This is a genomic window from Poinsettia branch-inducing phytoplasma str. JR1, assembly GCF_000309465.1.
In the GTDB taxonomy this organism is placed as follows: Bacteria; Bacillota_I; Bacilli_A; order Acholeplasmatales; family Acholeplasmataceae; genus Phytoplasma; species Phytoplasma pruni.
The window spans coordinates 1-2010 of the sequence record NZ_AKIK01000068.1 but is presented as its reverse complement, the minus strand read 5'-3'; the positions used below and the strand labels follow the sequence as shown (position 1 = coordinate 2010).

Below are 2010 nucleotides of genomic sequence, written 5' to 3'. Positions count from 1 at the left end.
TTTTATCCAACAAAGAAGTACCCTTAAACTACTGGGCTCAAGTTCAATGTCAATTATATTGCAGTCAAGCTAAATTTGCTTATTTTTTAGTTTATTTTAACGATAATGATTATCATGTAGTCAGAATTTATTTAGATAATAATTTTATTACCAAAATGATTCAAGATAGCAAACAATATTTAGAACTTCTATCAAAAGCCAAACAAGAATTATCACAAACAACTTATTTAAAACGATTAAGCAAATTTAAAACTTTTTAAACAATTAAGACTCCTTTTTTAGGAGTCTTTTTTATGTATATCCAAACAAATCAAAGAAAGCGAGAACAATGATAAAGATGAATAAATACGATTTAATCCAAGCAAAATACCAACAAAAACATTATGCCTCTAAATTCCAAAAAAATAAATACAAACCGCAAAAGCATAAATTATTAGGAAAACCACGTAACAATCCTTTATCACGATTAAAAACCAGACGCATCACTATCACTTTCAAAAACCGAAAATATAAATAAAAAACAACAATAACTGTTAAATCCATAAACTAAAACTAAAATCAAAGGAGAAAAACATGCCAAATCAAATTAAAAAATCAAAAAAACAAATTAAACATTTTAAAAAATTTCATAATATTTTTCATCGCCTTATTTTTAAATATTATAATAGAAATGCCAAAACATTACAAAAAACGGAAAATATGGCTTTAATTGACGTGTTTATTAATAGTTTAGAATTAATATATTCTCAAACTCCTAAAAATTATTTAAATTTTTCAAATAAATATTGGGACGAACACTACGCTGTATTTGGTTTTGATATTTACGATAATAATTTTCTCATTCGTGGGAAAATGACAGTTTTTTATTTAGAAAATAAAGAAGACATTATTCCCATAATTAAATCAAATCAAGAAGAAATTTCTTCTTGGAATGATTTGAATATCCTTATTTTTTTAGATCGAAATAAAAAACATCGGGTTGCAAACTTAAATAAAACTATTCAAGAATTAAATAAAGAAGAACAATTTATGACTCACTCAATTGAAAATGATGTTGTCATTTTAAAAGATGACTTAATACCCAATTTAAAAACATTAATTTATTTCTTACATTTTCCTATTTTTAAAAGCTAATTACCCAATTCCAACTAAGACCTTCAAATCGAAGGTCTTTTTTTATACCCAAAATCTAAATTCAAAGGAGAACAAAAAATGAAATTAATAATTTTTGAAGGTCTAGATGGCAGCGGCAAAACAACTTTAATTCAAAAAGTTAGCCAACAATTAGAAAAACAAGGCCACGAAGTAATTACTCTGCAAGGCTTAGGAAGTTCCTCCATCGGCCAATCCCTTCGTGACATCTTTTTAACTAATTCCCAATTAAAACCATTAACTAGATATCTTCTTAGTTTCGCTAACATGTTTCAAATCCAAGAAGAAGAAATAAAACCGCATTTAAATACTAACAAGATTATTTTAATCGATCGTTGGTTAGGTTCCAATTTTGCTTATCAAGTTTACCCTCATATTTACCCTCCATAACATTGATAAAAATTATCAGTTCTTTAATTGCCTTAATAAACAATTTATTAAACCTCATCTCACTGTCTATTTAAAAATAGAACCTCAATTAGGACTACAACGCAAATTAAACCAAAAAAACGACAAATTAGATGTTATCGAATGCAAATCTTTAACTTATTTCGAAATTGTCCGCGAGGGGTATTATCGTTATTTAACTCACCACCAATGTGGCATGAAATTAATTCTTAACGGAACAACAAATATCGCAAAGAATATTCGAACAATTATGAAATACTTAGGAGAAATACAAAATGGCAATAATTACTAAAAAAACCTTTAAAAACGGAAACACTTATTACTACTATACCAACGGCAAAATAAAAACCGTCACCAAGGACGGTCTTGTTAAATGGAAAACTAAAAAAATCTTTAAAAAAACTCAAAAAACCAACCAAAGACCTTAATTTAAAGGTCTTTTTTTATTTA

Annotated in this window: 5 protein-coding genes and 1 pseudogene; all 6 read left to right on the top strand. The window is 26.7% G+C overall.

What is annotated here, in order from left to right:
* Positions 1–260 (top strand): annotated as a pseudogene (locus tag ON17_RS01710) (endonuclease); the annotation flags it as partial.
* Positions 261–328: 68 nt separating this feature from the next.
* Positions 329–517 carry a hypothetical protein gene (locus ON17_RS01705; RefSeq protein ID WP_017191784.1) on the top strand — a complete coding sequence of 63 codons (189 nt, stop codon included), beginning with the start codon at positions 329–331 and terminating at the stop codon, positions 515–517.
* Between the two features lie 56 nt (positions 518–573).
* Positions 574–1134 carry a hypothetical protein gene (locus ON17_RS01700; protein ID WP_017191783.1) on the top strand — a complete coding sequence of 187 codons (561 nt, stop codon included), beginning with the start codon at positions 574–576 and terminating at the stop codon, positions 1132–1134.
* 78 nt (positions 1135–1212) lie between these two features.
* Positions 1213–1542: a dTMP kinase gene (locus ON17_RS03900; protein WP_017191782.1), complete on the top strand. Its 330-nt coding sequence runs from the start codon at positions 1213–1215 to the stop codon at positions 1540–1542.
* Positions 1505–1852: a hypothetical protein gene (locus ON17_RS03895; RefSeq protein ID WP_261974253.1), complete on the top strand. Its 348-nt coding sequence runs from the start codon at positions 1505–1507 to the stop codon at positions 1850–1852. The genes ON17_RS03900 and ON17_RS03895 overlap by 38 nt, the downstream gene beginning before the upstream one ends.
* Positions 1836–1988 carry a hypothetical protein gene (locus tag ON17_RS03730; RefSeq protein ID WP_017191781.1) on the top strand — a complete coding sequence of 51 codons (153 nt, stop codon included), beginning with the start codon at positions 1836–1838 and terminating at the stop codon, positions 1986–1988. The genes ON17_RS03895 and ON17_RS03730 overlap by 17 nt, the downstream gene beginning before the upstream one ends.
* The last annotated feature ends 22 nt before the right edge of the window (positions 1989–2010 follow it).